Origin of the sequence: Micromonospora sp. NPDC047762, assembly GCF_043204655.1 — a bacterium.
Taxonomy (GTDB): domain Bacteria; phylum Actinomycetota; class Actinomycetes; order Mycobacteriales; family Micromonosporaceae; genus Micromonospora.
The window spans coordinates 240,742-259,714 of record NZ_JBIDCQ010000004.1 but is presented as its reverse complement, the minus strand read 5'-3'; the positions used below and the strand labels follow the sequence as shown (position 1 = coordinate 259,714).

At 71.7% G+C, this 18,973-nt stretch carries 18 protein-coding genes; 9 read left to right on the top strand and 9 right to left on the bottom strand.

Annotated features, from left to right (window positions below):
* Positions 1-254: 254 nt before the first annotated feature.
* The 3 genes from trpD to ACGF3C_RS15165 form a co-directional block, all read right to left on the bottom strand.
* Positions 255-1,304, bottom strand: a complete 1,050-nt coding sequence (gene trpD, locus ACGF3C_RS15175; RefSeq protein WP_357202841.1) for an anthranilate phosphoribosyltransferase — start codon at positions 1,302-1,304, stop codon at positions 255-257.
* Positions 1,305-1,395: 91 nt separating this feature from the next.
* A complete protein-coding gene (locus ACGF3C_RS15170) occupies positions 1,396-1,791 on the bottom strand; it encodes a hypothetical protein (RefSeq protein WP_091407513.1) in 396 nt (131 codons plus the stop codon).
* Between the two features lie 107 nt (positions 1,792-1,898).
* A complete protein-coding gene (locus ACGF3C_RS15165) occupies positions 1,899-2,819 on the bottom strand; it encodes a cytochrome c oxidase assembly protein (RefSeq protein ID WP_387354387.1) in 921 nt (306 codons plus the stop codon).
* Between the two features lie 108 nt (positions 2,820-2,927).
* Between ACGF3C_RS15165 and ACGF3C_RS15160 the strand changes: the two genes are divergently transcribed.
* The 5 genes from ACGF3C_RS15160 (at position 2,928) to ACGF3C_RS15140 (ending at position 8,098) form a co-directional block, all read left to right on the top strand.
* A complete protein-coding gene (locus tag ACGF3C_RS15160) occupies positions 2,928-3,527 on the top strand; it encodes a heme-copper oxidase subunit III (RefSeq protein ID WP_091408043.1) in 600 nt (199 codons plus the stop codon).
* A 70-nt stretch (positions 3,528-3,597) separates the two neighbouring features.
* Complete coding sequence (locus tag ACGF3C_RS15155; protein ID WP_091407516.1) at positions 3,598-4,434, top strand: cytochrome c; 837 nt, start codon at positions 3,598-3,600, stop codon at positions 4,432-4,434.
* 64 nt (positions 4,435-4,498) lie between these two features.
* Positions 4,499-5,587: a Rieske 2Fe-2S domain-containing protein gene (locus ACGF3C_RS15150; protein ID WP_357228482.1), complete on the top strand. Its 1,089-nt coding sequence runs from the start codon at positions 4,499-4,501 to the stop codon at positions 5,585-5,587.
* Positions 5,584-7,215 carry a cytochrome b N-terminal domain-containing protein gene (locus ACGF3C_RS15145; protein ID WP_357228479.1) on the top strand — a complete coding sequence of 544 codons (1,632 nt, stop codon included), beginning with the start codon at positions 5,584-5,586 and terminating at the stop codon, positions 7,213-7,215. The genes ACGF3C_RS15150 and ACGF3C_RS15145 overlap by 4 nt, the downstream gene beginning before the upstream one ends.
* 190 nt (positions 7,216-7,405) lie before the next feature.
* Entirely contained in the window at positions 7,406-8,098 is a 693-nt protein-coding gene (locus ACGF3C_RS15140) for a DUF4142 domain-containing protein (RefSeq protein WP_393222243.1), read from the top strand.
* A gap of 106 nt (positions 8,099-8,204) precedes the next feature.
* Here ACGF3C_RS15140 and ACGF3C_RS15135 read toward each other — a convergent pair whose 3' ends face one another.
* From ACGF3C_RS15135 to ACGF3C_RS15115, 5 genes are all read right to left on the bottom strand, one after another.
* The gene (locus ACGF3C_RS15135; protein WP_124772802.1) at positions 8,205-8,492 is read right to left on the bottom strand and encodes an Lrp/AsnC family transcriptional regulator; all 288 of its coding nucleotides are present in this window, start codon (positions 8,490-8,492) and stop codon (positions 8,205-8,207) included.
* Positions 8,493-8,601: 109 nt separating this feature from the next.
* On the bottom strand, positions 8,602-9,471 hold the full coding sequence (locus tag ACGF3C_RS15130) for an NDP-sugar synthase (RefSeq protein ID WP_393222239.1): 870 nt from the start codon (positions 9,469-9,471) through the stop codon (positions 8,602-8,604).
* Positions 9,468-10,010, bottom strand: coding sequence for an NUDIX domain-containing protein (locus ACGF3C_RS15125; RefSeq protein ID WP_355007737.1), 543 nt, complete (start codon positions 10,008-10,010; stop codon positions 9,468-9,470). Before ACGF3C_RS15125 ends, ACGF3C_RS15130 begins: the two co-directional genes overlap by 4 nt.
* A gap of 53 nt (positions 10,011-10,063) precedes the next feature.
* A complete protein-coding gene (locus ACGF3C_RS15120; RefSeq protein ID WP_357230638.1) occupies positions 10,064-11,857 on the bottom strand; it encodes an HD domain-containing protein in 1,794 nt (597 codons plus the stop codon).
* Positions 11,858-11,983: 126 nt separating this feature from the next.
* Complete coding sequence (locus tag ACGF3C_RS15115) at positions 11,984-13,738, bottom strand: DEDD exonuclease domain-containing protein (protein ID WP_357230629.1); 1,755 nt, start codon at positions 13,736-13,738, stop codon at positions 11,984-11,986.
* Positions 13,739-13,865: 127 nt separating this feature from the next.
* Between ACGF3C_RS15115 and ACGF3C_RS15110 the strand changes: the two genes are divergently transcribed.
* Complete coding sequence (locus tag ACGF3C_RS15110; RefSeq protein WP_357230626.1) at positions 13,866-15,317, top strand: NYN domain-containing protein; 1,452 nt, start codon at positions 13,866-13,868, stop codon at positions 15,315-15,317.
* 91 nt (positions 15,318-15,408) lie between these two features.
* Here the strand turns inward: ACGF3C_RS15110 and ACGF3C_RS15105 are convergent, their stop codons facing one another.
* Positions 15,409-15,864 carry a hypothetical protein gene (locus ACGF3C_RS15105; protein ID WP_393222235.1) on the bottom strand — a complete coding sequence of 152 codons (456 nt, stop codon included), beginning with the start codon at positions 15,862-15,864 and terminating at the stop codon, positions 15,409-15,411.
* Between the two features lie 329 nt (positions 15,865-16,193).
* Between ACGF3C_RS15105 and ACGF3C_RS15100 the strand changes: the two genes are divergently transcribed.
* The 3 genes from ACGF3C_RS15100 to ACGF3C_RS15090 all read left to right on the top strand — a co-directional run bounded on the left by ACGF3C_RS15100 (position 16,194) and on the right by ACGF3C_RS15090 (position 18,967).
* Positions 16,194-16,412 (top strand): hypothetical protein, encoded by a 219-nt coding sequence (locus ACGF3C_RS15100; protein ID WP_357234041.1) that lies wholly within the window; start codon positions 16,194-16,196, stop codon positions 16,410-16,412.
* Positions 16,413-16,586: 174 nt separating this feature from the next.
* The gene (locus ACGF3C_RS15095; RefSeq protein ID WP_357234038.1) at positions 16,587-17,846 is read left to right on the top strand and encodes a M48 family metalloprotease; all 1,260 of its coding nucleotides are present in this window, start codon (positions 16,587-16,589) and stop codon (positions 17,844-17,846) included.
* On the top strand, positions 17,843-18,967 hold the full coding sequence (locus tag ACGF3C_RS15090; RefSeq protein WP_357234035.1) for a glycosyltransferase family 4 protein: 1,125 nt from the start codon (positions 17,843-17,845) through the stop codon (positions 18,965-18,967). Before ACGF3C_RS15095 ends, ACGF3C_RS15090 begins: the two co-directional genes overlap by 4 nt.
* The last annotated feature ends 6 nt before the right edge of the window (positions 18,968-18,973 follow it).

Genomic DNA, 18,973 nt, shown 5'->3' with positions numbered 1-18,973 from the left:
TCAGGCGAACCGCCCCCGGATGCGACAGTGACACACCGACGGCAGCAGAAAACTACTCAGCTGTAGTTTCCCAGACGGGTCCGACAAATCTCCGCGCACCGTCGTCCGCTCGCCGGCATCCGCGCGTGATCCACACGACTTCGTTGAAGTCGGGGCATTGGAGCGGCCCTGACACCACGGATTCGAGGATCCCGAGTTGATCATGCCTAGGACTCCGCCTGCGGACGGCGCCGCCGGGTCCGATGGTGCTGAGGTCAGGCGGCGGCGTTGGCGGTGGCGATCCAGCGGTCCAGGGTGGCGGCGGCCGCGCCGGAGTCGATCGACTCGGCGGCACGGGCCAGGCCGGCGCGCAGCGCCTCGGTCAGGTCGCCGTCCAGCGGGCCCTGGGTGGCCAGCGCCGCCGCCGCGTTGACCAGCACCGCGTCCCGGACCGGGCCCTTCTCGCCGGCCAGCAGGCGACGGGCCACGCCCGCGTTGTACGCGGCGTCACCGCCGCGCAGGTCCGCCAGGGTGGACCGGGGTACCCCCAGGTCCGTCGCGTCCAGCACGACCTCGCGTACGGTGCCGCCCTGGGCCGCCCAGATCCGGGTGGGCGCGGCGGTGGTGAACTCGTCCAGCCCGTCCTCGCCGCGCATCACGATCGCCGAGTCGCCACGGGCCGCGAACACGCTGGCCATGACCGGGGCCATCCGCAGGTCGAAGCAGCCGACCGCGCCGGCCCGGGGGCGGGCCGGGTTGGTCAGCGGGCCGAGGAAGTTGAAGAAGGTGGGCACGCCCACCTCGCGGCGGACCGGGCCGGCGTGCCGCATCCCGGGGTGGAAGCGGGCCGCGAAGCAGAACCCGATGCCGGCCTCCTCGACACAGCGCGCAACCTGCTCCGGGCCGAGATCCAGCGGGATGCCGAGGAACTCCAGCAGGTCGGCGGTGCCGCACAGGGAGGAGGCAGCCCGGTTGCCGTGCTTCACGACACGGACGCCCGTGCCGGCGACCACCAGCGCCGTCATCGTGGAGATGTTCACCGTGTGGGCGAGGTCACCGCCGGTGCCGACCACGTCGAGCGCGGTGCGGCGCAGCTCCTCGGGGAGCGCCACCGGGACCGCGCGACCGAGCATGGCCTCCACCAGGCCGGCCAGCTCGGCGGGCGTCTCACCCTTGGCCCGCAGCGCCACGGCGAAGGCGGCGATCTGCGCCGCGCTCGCCGAGCCGGTCATGATCTCGTCCATCGCCCAGGCGGTGTCGGCGGTGGAGAGTTCGTCACCGCGCAGCAGCGCGTTGAGCAGGTGCGGCCAGGTCCGATCGCCCATGGCGGGCCTCCCGAGCATGCGAAGTGCGGGTGGGCTGGAACCGGCGCCGACGAGATCCGGCGCCGTGGGGGTGCCGGAGGAGCGGGGGACGTCAGGCGGGTGCGTGCGTCCGCAGCAGCTCGGCCACCGTGCCGCCGGTGGTCACCGGGTCGAGCGGGTGCACCAGCGTCGCGTCGACCTCGGCGTACGCGGCGAGCCATCGGTCCGCGGCGCGGGCGATCACGAGGCAGGTCGGGGGAGCGTCGTCCCGGTCGTCCTTGACCTGCCGGGCGATGCCGATGCCGCCGCCCGGGCTCGCCTCACCGTCGAGCAGCAGCAGGTCGATCTCGTAGTCGTCGACCAGCCGGATGGTCTCCGCGTAGGTCGACGCCTCGACGAACTCGATCTGCAGACCGGGAGCGGGCCGGGTGCCGACGGCCATCCGCATCCGATCACGGACCTGCGGGTCGTCGCTGTAGAGCAACACGGTGCAAAGACGATCGGTCATGCCAGGACTCCGCTTCCACCTCGTAGCTGCCCGCAGATCGTACCGGTCGGCGTGACGTAGCCGACATCCCGCCCGACGTCGCGCGCCGGGCGTGCCGTCCGGGCAGCTCAGGCGGGCGCGGCGTCGGCGGCGCGTTCGCGGGCCTCCTGGCGGTCCAGCTCGCGGTCCACCCGCCGGGCCTCCCGCTCGGACTGCTTGACCCACTGCACCACCAGCACCGCGAGCATGGTCACACTGACGAATTCGCCACCGGCCCAGAGGATGCCGCCGGCGACCACCTGGTCCTGCCACGGGTCGGACCAACCGAGGTTGAGCGACGGGTACCAGTCGCCGCCGAAGAGCGTGCTGCTCTGCATGATGGTGAGGCCGAGCACTGTGTGGAACGGCACGGAGAGCAGCATGAGCAGCGCACGCGCCGGGTACGGCCAGCGGCCGGGCAGCGGGTCGAGGCCGAGCAGCGGCCAGAAGAACACGCAGCCGGTCATGATGAAGTGCGCGTGCACCAGCTCGTGCGCCCAGGCGTGTTCGAGGGTGTAGCGGTACAGGTCACTGAAGTACAGCACGAACGGGTTGACCACGAAGATGGCGAACGCCACCAGCGGGAAGCTGTAGACCCGGGCGACACGGCTGTGCACGATCGCGAGCAGGCGCTTGCGCGGCCCGACCGGCAGGGTGCGCAGGGCCAGGGTCATCGGCGCGCCCAGGGCCAGGAAGATCGGCGCCACCATGGACAGCACCATGTGCTGGATCATGTGCACGGACAGCAGCGCGGTGTCGTACGCGTGCAGTCCGCTGACCGTGACGAGCGCGATGCCGCCCAGGCCGGGGCCGAGGAAGAACACGGTACGGGTGATCGGCCAGCGGTCGCCGCGTAGGCGCAGCCGGTACACCCCGTAGAGGTACAGGCCGGCGGCGAGCACCAGGCCGAGGGCCAGCCAGCTGTCCAGCCGGGTCTCGGTCAGCACCGCGCCGACGGTGAACGGCGGCGGGGCCGAGGTGGCGGCGAAGATCGGATCGACGTGCAGCACGCTTTTCAGGCTAGGCCAGGCGAACCGGACCCTGACGCTCGGGCCACGGAAGGCGCAGGTTTGCCACCCCGCTGATCGGCGGCCCCGGTCAGGGGCAATAATGACGGCGTGACTGCGGCCCCAGCCATTGACAAGAGCCGGATCCACTCTCTGACCCGACCAAACATGGTCAGCGTCGGGACGATCGTGTGGCTCTCCAGTGAACTCATGTTCTTCGCGGCGCTGTTCGCGATGTACTTCTCCATCCGCGCGGCTGCGCCGGAGCAGTGGGAGAAGCACACCGAGGCGCTGAACATCCCGTACGCGACCACCTTCACGGTGATCCTGGTGCTGTCCTCGGTGACGTGCCAGCTCGGCGTCTTCGCGGCGGAAAAGGGTGACGTGCACGCGCTGCGGCGCTGGTTCACCGTCACCTTCGTGATGGGCCTGATCTTCGTCCTCGGCCAGCTGAACGAGTACCGGCACCTGGTCGCCGACGGCATCAAGATCAACGGAGACGGGTACGGGTCGGTGTTCTACCTGACCACCGGCTTCCACGGCCTGCACGTGACCGGTGGTCTGATCGCCTTCATCATCTTCATGGTCCGTACGACCATGGGCCGGTTCACTCCGGCGCAGGCGACCTCGGCGATCGTCGTGTCGTACTACTGGCACTTCGTCGACGTCGTGTGGATCGGGCTGTACGCCATGATCTACTGGCTCCAGTGATCTTGCGCGTCACATTCCGCGCTGCTGCTCCGTCCCCTGAGACAGGTCCAACCGGTTAAGGACACCGCTCATGACTTCTGACAACGACCGCCGACGCGGTCTGCTCGCGCGGTTGCGTGAGCGGCCCGCCGCGCGCAGCAGGGGCCGCCGCCGGCTGGGCGCCGCGGTCCGGCTGATCGCCGCGTTGATGCTCGCCGGTGGCGCGTACACCGTCTTCGCCCCGGGCGCCCAGGCGCAGGACAACCCGCAGCTGACCGGCGCCGCCGCCGAGGGCAAGGCGCTGTTCGACGTGAGCTGCGTGACCTGCCACGGCCGCAACGCCCAGGGCGTCGAGGGCCGCGGGCCGAGCCTGATCGGCGTCGGCGCGGCATCGGTCGAGTTCCAGGTCAGCTCCGGGCGGATGCCGCTGGCCCGCCAGGAGGCCCAGGCGCACCGCAAGCCCCCGGTCTTCACCGACGAGCAGACCCGTCAGCTGGCCCAGTACATCCAGGAGCTTGGCGGCGGCCCGGTCGTGCCCGAGGGCGACGACCTCCGCGAGGACGGCAACATCGCCGCCGGCGGTGAGCTGTTCCGGATCAACTGCTCGCAGTGCCACGCCTTCGGTGGCGGCGGCGGTGCGCTCTCGTCGGGCAAGTTCGCCCCGAGCCTGCACCCCGCGACCGACCGCCAGATCTACGCGGCGATGTTGAGCGGCCCGCAGAACATGCCGGTGTTCGGCGACAACCAGCTCCGGCCGGAGCAGAAGGCCGACATCATCGCCTACATCCAGGAGACGCTGAAGCACGACCAGGACCCGGGTGGGTTCAACCTCGGACGGTACGGCCCGTCCACCGAGGGTTTGGCGATCTTCCTGGTCGGCATCGTCGCGCTCGTCTTCGCCAGCCTGTGGATCGCGGGTAAGTCGTGATCGAGCAGGCCATCCGATTCAGTGCTGTGGTGCCGCTCGGCGCCACCCGTAGCGAGGTGACGGCATGAGCACCCACCCCGAGCACCAGGCCTCACACGGCCCGGAGCCGCTCGACGTGAACGACCCCAGGCTCACCCGGTTCGACATCGTTCGTGAGGGCGCTCGTCGGGACGACATCGAGATCGTCCACTACGAGCCGCAGGTGCTGCCGGGCACCAAGGCGGAACGACGGCTGACCCGGGTGGTCGCCGGCTTCTTCCTGATCACCGGCCTGGCCGCGACCGCCTTCCTGGCCATCTACATCTGGTGGCCGTGGCAGTACGAGGCCGGCCGGGGCGGCGACAAGTTCTACACCCCGCTGCTCGGCTTCACCCTCGGCGTAGCCCTGCTCGCCGTCGGCTTCGGCATCCTGACCTGGGGCAAGAAGTTGCTGCCCAAGGAGGTCTCGATCCAGGACCGGCACGAGGGCCAGGTGGACTCCGAAGGCCGCACCATCACCGGCCAGACCATGCTCTACATGGCGGACGAGCTGGGCGTGAAGCGTCGCCCCCTGCTCGGCATCTCGCTGCTGGCCGGCCTCGCGCCGGTCGCCGCGGTCGCCGCGGCGCCGCTGGTCGGCGGCCTGATCTCGCAGCCGCACAAGAACAACCAGATGTTCACCACCGGGTTCGCCACGCCCGAGGGCGGCCAGCGGATCCGCCTGGTCCGCGAGGACGGCCGGCCGATCCGCCCGGCGGACATCAGCACCGGTGGGCAGCTGACCGTCTTCCCCGGCATCGACCACGGCGTGAGCAACAAGCACGCCGACTCGCCGACGCTGCTGATCCACCTCCGCGACTCGGACGCGCAGGAGTCGCGCCGGGCCAACGAGAAGGTTGGTCACGGTGACTACATGTGGGGCAACTACGCGGCGTTCTCCAAGATCTGCACGCACGCGGGATGCCCGGCCAGCCTGTACGAGCAGCAGACCAACCGGCTGCTCTGCCCGTGCCACCAGTCCCAGTTCCTGATCACCGACAACGCCCGGCCAGTCTTCGGCCCCGCCAGCCGGCGGCTGCCGCAGCTGCCGATCGAGGTGGACTCCGAGGGCTTCTTCGTGGCGAAGTCCGACTTCACCGAGACCGTCGGGCCTGATTTCTGGGAGCGGCCATGAAGCGTCGAAAGTTTGACCTTGCGGCGACGCCGGGCAAGGCAGCGGTGGGAGTGGACGACCGCTTCGCGGTGGCCACCCCGCTGCGCAAGCTGCTGAACAAGGTCTTCCCGGACCACTGGTCCTTCCTGCTCGGCGAGATCGCGCTGTTCTCGTTCGTCGTGCTGCTGCTGACCGGTGTGTTCCTCACCTTCTTCTTCGAGCCGGCGATGACCGAGGTGGTCTACGACGGCAGCTACGCGCCGTTGCAGGGCACCCCGATGTCCGCCGCGTACGCCTCCAGCCTGGACATCTCGTTCGATGTCCGGGGCGGTCTGGTGATGCGGCAGATGCACCACTGGTCGGCGCTGCTGTTCATGGCCGCGATCGTCGTGCACATGCTGCGGGTCTTCTTCACCGGCGCCTTCCGCAAGCCGCGTGAGACCAACTGGATCATCGGTTCGCTGCTGTTCTGGGTGGGCTTCCTGGCCGGCTTCAGCGGCTACTCGCTGCCGGACGACGGCCTGTCCGGCACCGGCCTGCGGATCGCCTCGGCGATCATGCTGTCCATCCCGGTCGTCGGCTCCTGGGTCACCTCGTCGATCTTCGGCGGCGAGTTCCCCGGCACGATCATCATCAGCCGGTTCTTCATCGCCCACGTGCTGCTCATCCCGGGTCTGCTGGTCGCGCTGATCAGCGTCCACCTGGGTCTGGTCTTCAAGCAGAAGCACACCCAGTGGCCCGGCCCCGGCCGGACCAACAACAACGTGGTCGGCGAGCGGATGTTCCCGCGGTACGCGCTGAAGCAGGGCGGCTTCTTCATGGTCGTCTTCGGCGTCATCGCGCTGATGGGCGGTCTGTTCCAGATCAACCCGATCTGGTTGTTCGGCCCGTACGAGGCGTGGGTGGTCTCGGCCGCCAGCCAGCCCGACTGGTACGTCATGTTCCTCGACGGGTCGACCCGACTCATGCCGGCCTGGGAAATCAACATCCCGCTTGGCGACGGGTACGTCATCCCGCCGCTGTTCTGGCCGACTGTCGTGCTGCCCGGCATCCTGGTGGGCCTGTCGACGATGTACCCGTTCCTGGAAGCCCGGCACCTCAAGGACCGCAAGAGCCACAACCTGCTCCAGCGGCCTCGGGACGCTCCGGCCCGGACCGCCGTCGGCGCCATGGCCGTCTCGTTCTACATCGTGCTGACGCTCTCCGGCGCCAACGACGTGATCGCTGACAAGTTCCAGATCAGCTTGAACGCGATGACCTGGGCGGGCCGCATCGGCCTGCTGGTGGTCCCGCCGTTGGCGTACTACGTCACCTACCGGCTCTGCCTGGGTCTGCAGCAGCACGACCGGGAGGTGCTCGCGCACGGCGTGGAGACCGGCATCATCCGGCGCCTGCCGGACGGCCGGTTCGTCGAGGTGCACCAGCCGCTCAGCGCGTCCAACGGGCACGCGGACGGTCACGGCCAGCTGGACTACGTCGGCTGGGTCGTACCGAAGAAGATGAACCGGCTGGGGGCCCTCGGCCCGGCCATCCGGGGCTTCTTCTACCCGATCGAGAAGCCGGTCGAGGCACCGGTCTCGCCGGGGCACCCGCCGGTCGAGGCCCGACCCGAGCGCGAGGAGATCGGCAGCGGCGAGAGCCGCCGCTGACCGCCCAGTCACATTGAGGGGCGCCCGCCGGATTCCGGCGGGCGCCCCTTCGTATCCACCCCTGGAGACCCATTCGGCCAGGAGTCGGACGCCTCTGACGGGACCGGTCGACGCCGCGCGACGGGCGATCGCAGGAATAACCCCGGTGAGCCGGGTATGCGTGCGGTCCAACGTCTCAAGGGGGGGAAGCATGTTGGGTATCAAACGCCTCGGCCTGTTGGCCGCGCTGGTACTTGTCGGTGTCGCGCCGGCTGCGGCCGCGCAGGCCGCGGCACAGCCGTCAACGCAGGACACCCAGTACCTGCAGGCGGTACACCAGGTCAACCTGTTCGAGATCACCGCTGGTGACCTGGCTCAGCAGAAGGGTCACGACCAGGGGGTCAAGGACCTGGGCGCGATGCTGAAGACCGACCACACCCAGCTCGACCAGACGGTGCAGCAGACCGCGTCGCAGCTCGGGGTGGAACTGCCGAACGAGCCCACCGCCGATCAGCAGGCGGTCATCGACAAGCTGAACAACGCCAGCGGCGCGGAGTTCGACCGGCTCTGGGTGACCAGTGAGCTGGCCGGTCACGTCCAGGCCATCCAGGCCACCCAGACGGAGATCTCGCAGGGCTCCGAGCAGTCGGTGGTCCAGTTGGCGCAGACGGCGCTTCCGACGCTGCAGACGCACTACGACGAGTTGGTGGCGCTCGCCAACAAGCTGGGCATCCCGGTTCCGCAGACCAGCGCCAGCGGCACGCCCAGCCCGGGCGGCACCGGCACCGAGTCGCCGGCTCCGGGTGGCACTGTCACCGAGTCGCCGGCTCCGGGCGGCACCGGCACCGAGTCGCCGGCTCCGGGCGGTGGCAGCACCGAGGTACCGGCTCCCAGCGAGAGCTGACGTAGCCACAAGCAGACGGCCGGCCCACCCTCGCGGTGGGCCGGCCGCCCCTGTGCGCGCCATGCGCCGCCCCGCGGGCGGCACCGGCCCCGAAACGGCGAGCGGGTCAGTCGGCGCTGGCCAGACCGATCGCGAACGTCTCCTCCAGGTCGTGCTGGGAGTACGCCCGGAAGGCGATGTGGGACTCGGTGTTGAGCACCCCCGGGACCTTGGAGATGCTGCCCGCGATGACCTGGGCGATCTGGTCGAACTCGCGGACCCGGACGATGGCGATGAGGTCGACGTGCCCGGCCACCGAGTAGACCTCGCTGACACCGGGAAGGTTGGCCAGGTTCTCCGCCACCTCAGGGATCGCGTCGGTGGCGCAGTCGATCAGCACGATCGCGGTGATCACGGGGTATTTCTCCGTTCGTCGGCGTCGTCGCCCATGCTAGATGTTCCGGTCCGGGACCGGAGGCGGGAGCATGTTCCGGTCCGGGACCGGAGGCGGGAGCAGTCGGTGCTCAGCCCTGGGCGGGGCAGGGCACGGTCAGGTCGCTGCCGGCCCGGATCACGTTTCGCAGCCGCTCGCCGGCCCGCACGGTCGCGCCCGGCCACACCACGGTGCGGGACACGTCACCGTCCACCCGCGCTCCCGCGCCGACGACCGACTCCACGCAGTGGCCGGTCACCGTCGCGGACTCCTCGACGAGAACGCCGCCGGCCGCGGCGTGCAGGTTGGCCGCCAGGTAGTCGGCCGGAGTGCCGGTGTCGAAGAAGGTGCCCGGGTAGGGCACCACGGTCAGGGAGCCCGCGGCCTCGGCCGGACGCCACACGGCGCGAACCAGGTCCGAGAAGACGACCGGCAGGTCCCGGACCAGCCGCCAGGGCAGCAGCGAGAAGCCGGTGAAGCAGTTCCCGGCGAAGGTGCCCGGCGCCGCCGGGTCCGCGGCGGGCTGGCCGAGCAGGCGTACGGAGTGCCCGTCCCAGCCGTCGAGCAGGGCGGCCACGTCCGGGCCCGGGGGAGCAGCCGGGTCGGCGAGGTACGCGTCGGCGTTGCCGACAAGCACCGGCCGCCCGTCGATCCAGTCCCGCAGGTTGGCCACCCCGCCGGCGGTGCCCAGCGGGTCGCCCGGCTCCACCGACAGGTGTGCGCGGTCGCCGACGTGTGCCACCACCTGGTCGCCGAGGTAGCAGGCATTCACAGCGACCCGGTCGGGACCGGTCAGGCCCAGACCGGCCAGCCGCGCCAACGCCCGATCCAGCAGGGGCACGTTGCCCACCGGGCAGAGCGCCTTGGGCAGCCGGTCGGTGAGCGGGCGCAGCCGCGTGCCCTCGCCGGCGGCCAGCACCACCGCGCACAGCTCGGCCGGCACACCGACCGCGCCGGTCACGGGGTCTCGTCGGGCACCGGCGGCGGGAACTGCCCGGCGAGTGGCCCGATGTCGTAGTAGGCGAGCAGCCGGGCCGTCGGCCAGGTCAGCTTGGGCAGGTCGTCCAGGGGGTGCCAGGCGGCCTCGAAGACCTCCCCGCCGTCGACGGTCAGCTGGGTGCTGGACGCCGGCACCTCGGCCTCGAAGACCATGTCCACCCAGCCCTTGGCGTGCACTATCGCGTTCGGCACCGCCGGGCGAAGCCGGGACGGTGGAAGCCGGACGCCGGACTCCTCGAACAGCTCACGGGCCGCGCCCACCACCGGGGCCTCACCCCGGTTGAGCAGGCCGGCGGGGAGTGACCAACCCTTGCCGGGAGGCTGGCGGAGCATGAGCAACCGACCCGCGCCCGTCGCCTCGGTGTCCCGGACCAGGGTCACCGCGCCGACGATGTACTTGGGCACCGCCAACCGGACCAGGCGCCGACGAACCGGCAGCGGCAGCCGGTAGAAGGCCTGGTAGAAGAGGGCCCGAGCGGTCGCGCGGGAGCGGGGGATCATGACTCCAGGCTAGTGGTCACGAATGTCCTTCGTACGCACTGGGGCCGGCCGGGTCACTGTCGATGATCGACCAGGTCGATGAGCTGGCGGACCACGGTGTCCGGTTCGATCACCCGGTCGAAGACCGCGACCAACAGGGTTTCCAGGTCGGGGTAGCCCAACTCCTCGGAGAGGCGCAGTAACGGCAGGTCACTGGCGAGGCCCCGGTTGTGCTGGCGCAGGGCGAGCCCGATGGTGGCCCGACCGAGGCGCACCTTGTCGCTGATCGTGATGCCCGGCTCGGTGTGCTCGGCGAACCATCTGTTGATCTGCATCTGCGCGTGCGGCGACTTGACGAAGGTCAGCCACTCCCGCCGGGGACCGCGCGGCGCCACACCGGCCTCGAAGCCGTTGTCGCCGTCGTTCTCGGTGAAGATCTCCACGACGTCGCCCTCGTCCAGCTCCGAACTGAGCGGGGCCAGCCGACCGTTGATGCGTGCGGCCAGGCAGTGGTCGCCCCGGTTGTTGCCCAGCTCGTAGGCGAGGTCGACAGGCGTGGCACCGGCCGGCAGCACGACCTGCCGCCCGTCGGCGAAGACCTGGATCTGCCCCTCGGCCAGGTCGCAGCGCAGCGACTCGTAGAACTGTGCCGGGTCGGCGGCGTCCGGCTCCCAGTCGAGCACCCGGCGCAGCCAGTCCAGCTGCTCGGCACGGGCCGCTGTGGTGCTGCTGCCGGAGCTGGGGAAACGGAAGTCGGCGGCGATGCCGTACTCGGCCGAGCGGTGCATCTCCTCGGTGCGGATCAGCACCTCCACGGTGCGGTCCTGGGGGCCGCAGACGCTGGTGTGCAGCGAACGGTAGAGGTTGTTCTTCGGCGAGGCGATGAAGTCCTTGAAGCGGCCGGGCACCGGTCGCCAGGTGCCGTGGATCGCGCCCAGCGCGGCGTAACAGTCGGTGGCCGGGCCGTCGACCACCACCACGATGCGGGGCAGGTCGTACGGGGCGGTGTGGCCGCCGGCGATGGTGTCCTTCCAGATCGAGTAGAGGTGCCGGGGACGGGGGCTCACCTCGGCGTCGACCCGGCTGCGGCGCAGCGCCACCCGGGTCCGGGTGACCACCGAGTCGAGGTACGAATCCCAACCCGGCCGATCGTGCACGTGCCGGGCCAGCCGGGCGTGCTCGTCGGGCTCGAGGTGCAGCAGCACCACGTCGTCCAGCTCGCGTTTGAGGGTCTGGATGCCCAGCCGGTCACAGAGCGGGACCAGCACCTCCTGGGTCTTGCGGGCGATCCGTTCCCGCGACGACGCGGAGCGCACCCCGAGCGTCCGCATGTTGTGCAGCCGGTCGGCCAGTTTGATGATCAGCACCCGGACGTCCTTGGCGGCCGCGACGATCATCTTGCGGACCGTCTCCGCCTCGGCGGCCTTGCCGTAGAACGCCTTGTCGAACTTGGTCACCCCGTCGACCAGGTGGGCCACCTCGCCGCCGAAGTCCTCGGAGAGCGCCTGGAGGGTGTAGCGGGTGTCCTCCACGGTGTCGTGCAGCAGCGCCGCGACCAGGGTGGTGGTGTCCATCCCCAGCTCGGCGCAGATCTGCGCCACCGCGAGGGGGTGGGTGATGTACGGTTCCCCGCTCTTGCGGAACTGCCCGCGGTGCATGTTTTCCGCGATCGTGTAGGCGCGGCGCAGCACCGCGGGGTCGGTGCCGGCGTGGATGCCCCGGTGGGTGCGGACCAGTTGGGTGACCGGGTCCGAGTCGGTGGTCGGCCAGCTGAGCAGCGACCGCAGCCGGCGGGCGAGCGGCAGCTCACCCGGCTGTGTCGGCAGGGCGCCCCCCAGGGCGGCGCCGTGTCCGGCGTCGACGTCCACGAGGGACACCTCCTCACCCCGGCTCCACACCGCCGGATCCCGGCGGGGGAGCAGGCCCACGAATCGGGCAGGACTGCACTTCTCTAACAGCCTAAGCGAGTCGACGTAGTCCGATCGGTCAGTTGGTCATGAGCGTTCGGTCGAGAGTTGGTGGGACGCGCCGCCCTCGGCCTTCGCCAGCAGGTCACGGAACCGGGCCGCGCCACTCGCCGGAGAGGACCAACCGGAGGACATCTCGACGAGTCGGGTCTCCGGTCGCTCCAACCAGGACAGGATGCGCTCGGACTCCTCGGCGGTCGCCGCCGGCACCGGACCATGCCCGCCGGACACCGTCTCGGCGGTGGCCCGGATCGTGGTCAACGTGGGACGCGGGTGCACGCCCGGCGGGGACACCCCCGCACCGGCCAGTCGGCCGTGCCGGACCAACGCCAACTCCCAGCCGCCCCGGGCGGCCGGTCGGGCCGCGGCCAACTCGACGATCCCGGTCAGCGCGGCCAGCCGCTGCATCCGCACCGTGGCGCGCAGCACCGCGGCCAGCCGGGACCGCACCACGGCGGCCTCCTCGTAGCGCTGGTCGGCCGAGAGCACGTCGATCCGCGCGAGCAGCGCGTCCACCACCGGCTGAGGGTCGCTGGCCGTCGCGGTGCGGAAGGGCGCGGCGGCGCTGTCGTCGTACTCCTCGGGGGTGATCTTGTGTTCGCAGGGCGCCGGGCACCGACCCAGCTCGGCCAGCACGCAGGCCGGCGTGACGGTGCGCAGCGAGAGCCGGTGCGTGCACTGGCGCAGTGGCACCGCGTCGTGGAAACCGGCGGCGGCCAGCTCGGCGGCCCGTCGGGAGGTGAACGGCCCGAGGTACGCGGTGTCGGTGGGGGAGAGGTCGCGGACGATCGACAACCGGGGGTACGGACCGTCGGTCAGCTTGAGCCAGACCATGCGTTCCGGGTATTTGGACCGGCGGTTGTACGGCGGGGCGTGCGCGGCGATCAACCGCAGCTCACGGACCTCCGCCTCCAACGAGTGGGCGCACTCCACCGCCTCGACCCGTTCGGCCGCGCCCAGCATCTCCGAGATCCGGGCGCGCTTCTCGCCGGCGGTGAAGTAGCTGCGCACCCGGGTGGCGATGTCGACAGAGGTGCCCACGTAGAGCGGTCGGTCGTCGGCGGCCCGGAAGATGTAGACGCCGGGGACCTTGGGCAACCCCTCGGCCAGGTGCCGCTTGCGGCGCTGGGTCGGGGTGACCGCGCGGGCGAACTCGATGGCGTCGCCGACCGTGTCCACCCGGTGCCCGCCGAGCCGACCGATCAGCCCGTGCAGCACGTCGACGGTGGCCTTCGCGTCGTCCAACGCCCGGTGGGTGGGCTGGGTGGCGGTGCGGAAGTAGGCGGCCAGGGTGCCCAGCTTGCGGTTGGGCACCTCGTCGCGGGTCAGCACCCGGCGGGCGAGCGCCGCCGTGTCCAGGACCCGGGGGTTGGGCCAGCGGTAGCCGTGCCTGGCGCAGGCGGCCTTGAGGAAGCCCACGTCGTACGGGGCGTTGTGGGCCACCAGCACCGCGTCGTCGATGAACTCCAGGAAGCTCGGCAGCACCTGCTCGATCGGTGGCGCCGGCACCAGCATGGCCTGGGTGATGCCGGTCAGCACCGTGATGAACGGCGGAATCGGCTGGCCCGGGTTGACCAGGGTCGCCAGCACCCCCAACTGTTCGCCACCGCGCACCTTGACCGCGCCGATCTCGGTGATGCCGCCGCCGTCCGGCGCGCCGCCGGTGGTCTCCAGGTCGACCACCACGAAGGTCGTCGCGTAGAGCGGCAGCGCCGGGTCCACCCCGCCCACCGCCGGGTCGAGACCGGCCAGTGACTCCTGGACGTACTCCGCCTGTGCCATCGGCGGCACGCTAGCGCCCCGGTCCGACACTCCCGTCGCAGCCGTCCCATCCGTCACCATGGGGCTAGGATGAGAGATCGGCTCACTCACCGGGCGGTGGGCCCGGTCGCGGTGGGAGACTTGCCACATGCCCCTCACCGAGCCGTATGACGACCACCTCCCGCAGGAGGATCCGGTCGCGCTCGACGGTGCCGTGGGCAACCCGGACGACAACGTAGTCAACGACGCATCAGGCGCATCTGACCCGACAACGGTTGACGGCCTCGCCGCCGAGCCGGAGCCGACCCTGCCCGAGCCGGTCCGGCAGCGGATCGTGACGCTGACTGCCGCGGTGCTGCCCACCCTCCCCACCGACGAGGTCCCGGTGCCGCTGCGCCGGGTGGCCAAGTTCGCCCCCAACCGACGCGCCCGGCTCGGCGCGCCGGTCATCGCCGCCCAGCTCACCGCCGACCCGCTGTTCCGGCAGCGGGTCACCGCGCGGGTCCTGGCCGACGCCGGTGACCTCGGTGCGGCGGTGGTCGAGGGCACCGCGCCGGCCGCCGCCGACCCGGTCGAGGTGGCCGCGCTGGCCTACCTGGCCCGGCCCCGTGGCTGGCGGGAGCTGATCGACGCCAGCGGCGCGGCAGTGCGCGCCGAGGCGGACAGCGCCGTCGTCGCCGAGTTGGTCCGCGAGGCCGAGCAGCGGGCAACCCGGGCCGAGCACGACCGTGCGGTGGCCCGGGTCGAGGCCGAGAAGCTGCGCGACGAGTTGGCCCGCGTCCGGGAGGAGCTGGGTCAGCTCCGCGAGGAGTCCCGACAGGTGGCCCGCACCCTGCGCGAGACCCAGGCCCGCGAGCGCAAGGCCACCGAGCTGTTGGCCACCGAGCGCGGCCGGGCGGCCCGCGCCAGCGCCGACGTGGACGCCGAACTCCGTCGCGCCCGGGCCCGGCTGGCCGAGGCCGAGGCCTCCGCCGGGGTGGCCCGCGCCAGCGCCAAGGAGGCGCGCTCGGTCGACGACGCCCGGCTCTGGCTGCTCCTGGAGACCATCGGCCAGGCCGCCGTCGGGCTGCGCCGGGAGCTGGCGCTCGACCCGGTGGACAAACTCCCGGCCGACTTCGTCGCCGACGCGTTCGCCGAGCAGCCGGGCACCGCCCCGGCCGGTCCCGCCGCCCGCGCCCGCGACACCGACGACCCGGCCCGGCTCGACCAGTTGCTCGCCCTGCCGCGGGCGCACCTCGTGGTGGACGGCTACAACGTCACCAAGCGTGGCTTCGGCGAGATGTCCCTGGAGCAGCAGCGCAAACGCCTGATCACCGGGCTGGGCGGGATCGCCGCGCAGACCGGCGACGAGGTCACGGTGGTCTTCGACGGCGCCGAGCGGATGCACGGGCTGCCGCCCGCGCCGCGCGGCGTACGGGTGCTCTTCTCTCGCAAGGGTGAGACCGCCGACGAGCTGATCCGGCGACTGGTCCGTGCCGAGCCGGCGGGCCGGCCGGTGGTCGTGGTCTCGTCGGACCGCGAGGTCGCCGACGGGGTACGCCGCCACGGCGCGTACCCGCTGGGCGCGGACTCGCTGCTGCGGCGGCTCGCCCGCTCCTGAGAGGACGCGTCCTGCTGATCCTGAACGAGGAGTGGCAGCACCTGCGCTTCGCCCTGCGTGACCTCGACGCGCAGAGCTGACACCCTGGCCCTCACTGCCGCTCGGGCCGCTGTCCGGTGGCCGGTAGTCGCCGGGTCAGCTCGCGACGCAGCGCGTCGGTGCCCGGCTCCATCCAGGTGAGCCGGACGACCAGCTCGTAGGGGCCGCGTCCGGGAGTCGACCACTGTCCGGCTCGCATGGGCGGACGAGTCTGCTGCGGGTCGCGGGTCACGACCACCAGCCGCGGATCCAGGCGTCCCCGCACCTGGGCGCTGGCCACGTTGACCCAGTCGATGCTGAGTGTGGTCCCCTTCGGTCCGCTCAGGTGCAGCGTTTCATCGGTCAACCGCAGCGGCAGGCGAGGCTGATGGCGCAGCTGCCAGTTGGTCGTCAGCCCGACGACGGCGCCGATCATGCCGAAGCGCAGCAGCACCTTCCACCACGCCTCGTCGAACACCACCGTGTAGAAGGTGAGGAGAGCCGCGCCGACCAGCACGGCGAGAGCCATGGCGAGGCGATGTCGGCGCGGGGAGTACCGGAATTCCACGACTGACGACGCATCGAGATCGGCCACGGTCGCCCAGTGCCCGGGTGGTCGGTCGGCCAAACGATGCCTCTCCTTCGCTCGGTCGGGCATGGGTTCGTCGGGTTCGTTGGTCGGGGGCTCCCGGTCGGGTGGGATACCCCGATATCGCTGATCTGGAGTGGATCTAGCCCTGAAACAGGCGGTCGGATCGGGTTGCTGTCGTACCCGGTGGTTAGTGTCGATGTCACCGACGGTGTCCGGTCGGCGACAACAGGAGTCGCCCGTGCGCCGCGAGCCGATCAGGAGGCGTGATGCTCATCGACTGCGACGGGTGCGCGAAGCGGGCCGACGGCTGTTCCGGCTGCCCGCTGACCGCCCTGTTCGACGAGACGTCCCCGGCGGCCGGGTTGGTCGCCGCCGAGGTCGAGGCCATCGAGGTGCTCGCCCGGGCCGGCTTCGACGTGGAGGTGCTGGCCGCGCCCGCGCGCCCGGAGGTCGCTCCTCGCCGCCCCGCCCGCCGGGTCGCCTGAGCCTTACACCGCGCCCGGAAGCAGGCTTCTCGCGGGCCATAGGATGAGCGGTCACGGCGGGAGGAGCGGCGCGATGAGCGAGGTACGGCGGGACGACGGCGGGCTCGTCGGCGGCGCTGCGTCCGGTGGCGTTGCGTCCGGTGGCGGCGATCCGGCCCACCGGGCGGTGACGCGGTGACCCCGCGGGGTTGGGCGCTGCTGACCCTGGCCGGGCTGGCCCTCGTGCTGGTCGTGCTGGCCGCGCTGCTCATCCCGTGGCACCGCCCGCCGGCACCCCGTGCCGACCAGCTCGCCGCGCTGGGCGACCTGCCGGCCGAGCAGGTGGCCAAGGGGCGGGAGTTCCGAGCCGCGCTGCGTCCCGGTGGCTACGCCGCGCTCGCCGTCGGGCTGCTGATCGCCCTCGCGCTCGGGTTGACCCCGCTGGGCAGTCGCCTGGTCGAGCTGGTCGGCCGGCCCTTCGGTGGGCACTGGGCAGCGCAGGCTGTGCTCGGCGGGCTGGCGGTGGTGCTCGTCGCCGACCTGGTGACGCTCCCGTTCGCCGCCTGGCGGCAGAGCGTGCTCACCCGCTACGGGTTGAGCACCAACGGCTGGAGCGGCTGGGCTGTCGACCTGCTCAAGTCGTACGCCGTCAGCGCGGTGATCGGCGCGGTGGCGCTGTTCGGCTTCTACGCGGTCATCCGGCTCGCGCCCCGCTGGTGGTGGGCGTTCGGTGCGGCCGGCGCCGCCGTGCTCGTGGTGCTGCTGTCGTTCGTGCTGCCGGTGCTGGTGGAGCCGGTGTTCAACCGGTTCACCCCGATGGAGCAGGGTCCGTTGCGCACCGAGCTGATGAGCATGGCCGCCCGCGACGGGGTGCCGGTGCGTGACGTGCTGGTCGCCGATGCCTCCCGGCGCACCAGGGCGGTCAACGCGTACGTCTCCGGTCTCGGGCCGACCCGACGGGTGGTCGTCTACGACACGCTGCTGCGCGAGGCGACCCCGGCCGAGGTGACCGCCGTCGTGGCGCATGAGTTGGGGCACGCGAAGGACTCCGACGTGGCGGCCGGCACGCTGACCGGGGCGCTGGGTGCCGCGGCCGCTGTGGTGGCGCTCTACCTGCTCGGCTCGTGGGGGCCACTGCTACGGCTGGCCGGTGTCGACTCGGTGGCCCAACCGCGCGCGTTCCCGCTGCTGGTCGCCCTGGTCACGGTGGCCGGGCTGGTTGCCGCCCCGGTGCAGGCGCTGATGTCCCGACGGGTGGAGGCGCGGGCCGACGCGCACGCGCTCGCGCTCACCGGCGACCCGGAGTCCTTCGAGTCGATGCAGCGCCGGCTGGGCTCGGTCAACCTCGGTGACCCCGACCCGCCCCGCTGGGAATACCTCTACTCGGCCTCACACCCGTCCACAGTGGAGCGGATGGCCGCCGCCCGCGCGTACGCCCGGGAGGCCGGCCGATGAACCGCACCCTGCTGATCACCAATGACTTTCCGCCCCGCCCGGGTGGGATCCAGTCGTTCGTGCACCACCTCGCGGTCCGTCAACCGGCCGGCTCGGTGGTCGTCTACGCGTCGAACTGGCGCGGGGCGGCGAAGTTCGACGCCGACCAGCCGTACGAGGTGATCCGGGAGCGCACCCGGGTGTTGCTGCCCACCCCGTTGATCGCCCGCAGGGCGGCCCGGCTGGCTCGCGCGTACGACTGCGACACCGTGTGGTTCGGCGCGGCGGCCCCGTTGGGCCTGCTCGCGGCCGGCCTGCGGCGGCGGGCCGGCATCCGTCGGGTGGTGGCGCAGACCCATGGCCACGAGGTCGGTTGGGCGGCCGTGCCGGCCGCCCGGCCGGCGCTGCGGCGCATCGGTCGGGGTGTGGACGTGACCACCTATCTGGGCGAGTACACCCGCAGCCGGTTGGCCCGGGTGCTGGACGGGGTGACCGAGCTGCGCCGCCTCGCGCCCGGGGTCGATGTGGACACCTACCACCCGAGCGTGGACGGTGAACAGGTCCGGGCCCGGCTCGGTTTGACCGACCGGCCGGTCGTCGTCTGTGTGTCCCGGCTGGTGCCGCGCAAGGGTCAGGACACCCTGATCCGGGCCCTGCCGGAGATCCGCCGCCGGGTGCCCGACGCGGCGCTGCTGATCGTCGGTGGTGGGCCGTACCGGGCGACCCTGGAGAAGCTGGCCCGCCAGGCCGGTGTGGAACGGGATGTGGTGTTCACCGGCACTGTGCCGTCGGTCGAGTTGCCGGCGCACTACGCGGCCGGTGACGTCTACGCGATGCCGTGCCGTACCCGCAACCGTGGCCTCGACGTCGAAGGGCTGGGCATCGTCTACCTGGAGGCATCGGCGACCGGCCTGCCAGTGGTGGCCGGTGACTCCGGGGGAGCGCCGGACGCTGTCCGGGAGGGGGAGACCGGCTACGTCGTGGGCGGCCGGGACATCGCCCAGCTCGCCGACCGGGTCGCCCGGCTGCTCGCCGACCGGGACCTGGCCCGTCAGCTGGGCGCGGCCGGCCGGGCCTGGGTGGAACGGGAGTGGCGCTGGGAGGCGCAGGCGGACCGCATGGCGGCACTGCTCGCCGGCTGATCGCCG